This window comes from Mycobacterium simulans, assembly GCF_900232995.1.
GTDB classification, from domain to species: Bacteria; Actinomycetota; Actinomycetes; order Mycobacteriales; family Mycobacteriaceae; genus Mycobacterium; species Mycobacterium simulans.
The window spans coordinates 517473-521714 of record NZ_OCVX01000004.1 but is presented as its reverse complement, the minus strand read 5'-3'; the positions used below and the strand labels follow the sequence as shown (position 1 = coordinate 521714).

Genomic DNA, 4242 nt, shown 5'->3' with positions numbered 1-4242 from the left:
CCAGGCGCACTCGCCGCCGCCGCAAGTGGTGAAAAAGAGACGCCCCCGGCCCCACACCCGCCAACACCCCACGATTACCGATCGCATCCAACTGAGCACGCTCGGCCTCATCGAGCACCTCAACCGAGGACAACCGCCGCTGCGGATCCGCAACCAACGCCACCAATAGTCTCTGCAGGCGTTGCGCTAAATCGGAGACATCGAAATCCGAAAAGGGCCGACCAACACCGGCAGTAACCAGAGAAAGCTGATCACCATCTTTAATGAAGTAAAGGCCAAAGTGGTTAACCCGACCAAAGCTCGTGTAGGCAATGGATGCCGGCGCGCTGCCGAAAGGCAAAATAGTTGTCGCTGGGACGAAATTGATGGCGACCCTGGCCGTCTCCTGGCCCGCGGCCCGCGCACCTCTATTGTTCTCCAAGACGTGCACCGGAAATCGCTGATGCCGCAGCGCGTCTCGTATTTGACTTTCAACGTGCTCACAAAAATCGGCAACTGTCGACGACGGCAACGCCCGCAATGCCAGCGGCACGAACCCGCTAACCATCCCGGGGACGGTCTTGGACTGCGCGCTGATGCGCCTGCTGACCGGGAAATCGAGCGCCACGTCCGACCCGCCAGCACACCACTCACGCACCAAAAGCGCGCACGCCGCAGTAATCACCGACGAGCGACGGACCCCCAGTACCTCGCACAACTCGTCGACTCGATTCACTACAGCGGGGTCCAACTGAATTGGGGTCGAGGCTGGATAGAAATCAGGCCGATTCACGACTTGCGGCCATTGGTAAGTCGGACCATTTTCAGCCGGAAGATTCTCGCACCAATAAGCCCGGTCTTCGAGGTATTCGCCGGACTTTTCGTATTCTGACTCATAGTCAACCAGATCCCGCAGTGAGCCAAAAACGGCCGCCGGCACTTGATTACCCGAAATAAGTGCAGAGTAGACGGCGGAAATCCGTTGAGTGATAAGCACCGTACCGAATCCATCGAGAACTATATGGTGGCTACAGATGTACAAATGGAATTCATCACTCCGCGTCTGAAACAACGCAAATTTATACAGCGGGCCAGGCCACGACAGCGGTGCGCATTGGATGGATAAAGCCAACTCGTAAGCATCGCGCACGGGATTCTGCGAGTGCCTGAGGTCATGACGAGCAACCCCTACGTCCGGATCATCAATTGCCCTTTGGAAAACCTCGCCATCCACCTCACAGAAAACGACCCTTAGTGGCTCGGCTTCGTCCACCACCTGGCGGATCGCCCGGTCAATGACATCAGGATCTACGACACCTTTGATCGGCACGAACCAGCCCACCTGCCAGTCCGCCTGCGAACCAACCGTTTCCTGGGAAAGCCATATGTCCATCTGCCCCCGCGTCAGCGGAAGGGCCCGCTCGTGAAGCTCCATCCAGCCGTTAAACTCTGGCCCGGTTAGGCGTCACTAGTCCGGCTACGCGCCACGCGGCGCATGGCGGATAGCCGTCCTCCTCGTCGCGCAAATCGAAGAAGCAGCTGCGATTTTCGTCGTCAAAAGAACCCACCGGCCTACCTCGCCAATCGAATACCAACCATGGCCGGCGTGCACTGGCGGCATATCTATACTATAGCAATGGTTGCTATTGACAACTATTGCCATAGTTGGCTTGGAGGGTTTCTTCCTCGCGGCCACCGACTAACGTGCGCTATGACGGTTGCGGTGCACGGACCGCCAGTTCTCGGGCGTGGGTTTGACTCCTGTTGCGCTGCAGTCTATCTGGTTGCCATTTCCGGCATACCTGTCCAGATGCCCTCCGTGCTAGCCAGGCTGGACCGTTTCGAAACCGACGCGGTCATACGCTCCGCCGTGGCGGCCTACACCGACCCGGAACTGCACTCGCTCGACGCGATACACCTAGCCACTGCTCAAACCGCCGCATCCGTTGCACCATTGACCGCGCTGGTTACTTACGACAACCGTCTCAGGGAAGCCGCCGAGGCCCTGTCGTTGGCGGTCGTCGCACCCGGGCAAGCGCGATGAAGCCAATAGTGTGCCCTTATCCCGCCCCACAGGGGCGTCTCTCCCCCGCCTTCACACGGAAATGAACACGGTGAGATCGAAGTCGACGATTGAGTTTGCTTCCTCGCACCTGGTCGCCCTCGTTCGGGTCTGTGCCCTGTTCGAGAAGGGCAAACTCATAGAACGACCGGTCGATTCGTCCACTACGAACGAGGCCCCCTGACGCTCGCCCATCCACGAGGATTTGAACAATATCTCGTGTGGTGTCGCGATGAGTTTTGCCCTCCGGTGCAGTCTGATCTGCATGGGCAAACTCATCTATGGCTTCAACGTGTCGGTGGACGGGTACATCGCCGACGCACAAGGCAACATCGACTGGACCGACCCGAGCGAAGAACTGCACCAGTACTGGAACGACTTCGAGCGGGAGACCGCCCTGTCGTTCTACGGCCGGCGGCTCTACGAACTGATGTCTGCGTACTGGCCGACCGCCGACAAGGCCCCGGATGCCACCCCCTTGATCGTTGACTTCGCCCGGATCTGGCGCGACATGCCCAAGGTCGTGTTCTCGCGCACACTGGAGTCCGTCGACTGGAACTCCCGCCTGGAACGCGGCGACCCGGTCGAGCTGGTGACGAAGCTGAAAGCCGAAACCGACGGCAGGCTGGAGGTGGCCGGCGCGACGCTCGCCGCACCGATCGTGCAGGCCGGACTGGTGGACGAATACCGGATCGTGGTCACGCCCACCGCCGTTGGCGGCGGCACCCCGTTCTTCCCGACCCTGCCGTCATGGATCTCGCTGCGACTGTTGGAGAACCGTACCTTCCCGGGTGGCACGGTCCTGCTGCGCTACGAGGCGAAACACGACTGATCGGACATACATAGCCAGGCGAGCTGCGGATGCCCTACGAGATACACGACTCGAGCGGCACTTCGTTACTACTGCTGCACCGCCTCCTGTTCGACATCCACCAGCAGTTCGACGAACTGCTACCCGGGAAACTCACAAAAACGACCGATCGACCCCGCCAAACCACCCTGGAGGCCGCCCAAACTCGCCCATCCACAGGTCTTGACAATGTCTCCCGCGCTTGGCGTTAGCCGCGCTAGTGTCTATCACTTGGTCGCCGAGCGCGGTGACAACAACCAGTCACCGGAGCGTCGAGCCTTAGTGCGCAGTCGCCACTAGGTGCAAGGATATTGCCTGTTGAGCAGGCAGTTCGACGGTGGCGAGTAGGAACCGGTCAGCACGCCTCTTAGGCCACCTGTGGCTGAACCGCCGGGCGCAATGACGCGATTCCAATTCGCGGGGGTGAGAACAAAGTGCGTGCCAGATTGGGTAATGGTGCTGTTCCACGCGTGCGAGACGGATTGTCCCACCGGCATGTCGAATTCAAGCCTCCAATCGGAGAGCGGCACCATGCTCGAGTTGGTGATGGTGAAGCGCGCGATGAATCCGGTCTGCCACGTATGTTCCACCGACAACGTCGCCGTGGCCGCGGCCGCATGGGCTGCGGGGGCGACGGCGAGTCCGAGGATGGCAATCATCAATGCCGACACGGTTACGTGAAGCGCTGTGCGCCAGCGCTTCACGCAATTGTTCAGTCCGGCCATGGCAGCCAACACTAAAGCCAGACAGGCGATATCGGCCCGCGCATCGCGGTTAAGCTGCAGTACCTTTGCTCAACTGAAACCGTCATGAAATTTGGCCTCGATCCACTTTGAATCGTGCATCGGCCCGGCTGAACGCGAACTTGCGGACGGGAAAAGCCAGAACGCCAGCCTCATCGGGGCGCGCAGTGGCTCGGCCGCCAGCAAACGAGCGGTCTCACGCACCACCCCTGGGGCCGCGGCCGGCCGGTATGGCGGCGTGATGCTGCCGATCATCAACAGCCACCGGCACCGGTCCGGTTGAACTCTTCTCTTGAGCAGCTAGTGCGTCACGCGGGGCAGCGCGGCGGTCCGGTAATCCCGTTCACACCGGCTTGCCCCACCAGCGATCCGCCGCGGCCGCCGTCGCCGCCGCTGCCGTTGATGTGTGTCCCAGTTCCGCCGTTGCCGCCATTGCCGCCGTTGCCGATCAGTTCGGCGTTGCCGCCGCTTCCGCCGCTGCCGCCGGTGAGTCCGCCGCTGCCGCCATCGCCGCCGTTGCCGCCGCTGCCGATCAATCCGGCATTGCCGCCGTTCCCGCCCGCGCCGCCATCGTTGGTAAAGCCGTCGCCACCGGCACCGCCCGCCCC

General features: G+C 61.2%; 4 protein-coding genes and 1 pseudogene. 2 read left to right on the top strand and 3 right to left on the bottom strand.

The genetic code is table 11. From position 1 onward, the window contains the following. The coding region (locus MSIMFI_RS18525; RefSeq protein WP_263597424.1) for a condensation domain-containing protein at nt 1–1372 on the bottom strand (1372 nt) is incomplete at its 3' end. Between the two features lie 417 nt (nt 1373–1789). On the opposite strand from MSIMFI_RS18525, the pseudogene MSIMFI_RS18520 reads away from it, so the two are divergent. Beyond that, a pseudogene (locus MSIMFI_RS18520) lies at nt 1790–2023 on the top strand (type II toxin-antitoxin system VapC family toxin); the annotation flags it as partial. 283 nt (nt 2024–2306) lie between these two features. Then, nucleotides 2307–2873 carry a dihydrofolate reductase family protein gene (locus MSIMFI_RS18515; RefSeq protein WP_191498555.1) on the top strand — a complete coding sequence of 189 codons (567 nt, stop codon included), beginning with the start codon at nt 2307–2309 and terminating at the stop codon, nt 2871–2873. A gap of 314 nt (nt 2874–3187) precedes the next feature. Here the strand turns inward: MSIMFI_RS18515 and MSIMFI_RS18510 are convergent, their stop codons facing one another. Continuing rightward, on the bottom strand, nt 3188–3616 hold the full coding sequence (locus MSIMFI_RS18510) for a cellulose-binding domain-containing protein (protein WP_186243436.1): 429 nt from the start codon (nt 3614–3616) through the stop codon (nt 3188–3190). A gap of 326 nt (nt 3617–3942) precedes the next feature. Continuing rightward, the coding region (locus tag MSIMFI_RS18505; protein WP_191498554.1) for a hypothetical protein at nt 3943–4242 on the bottom strand (300 nt) is incomplete at its 5' end.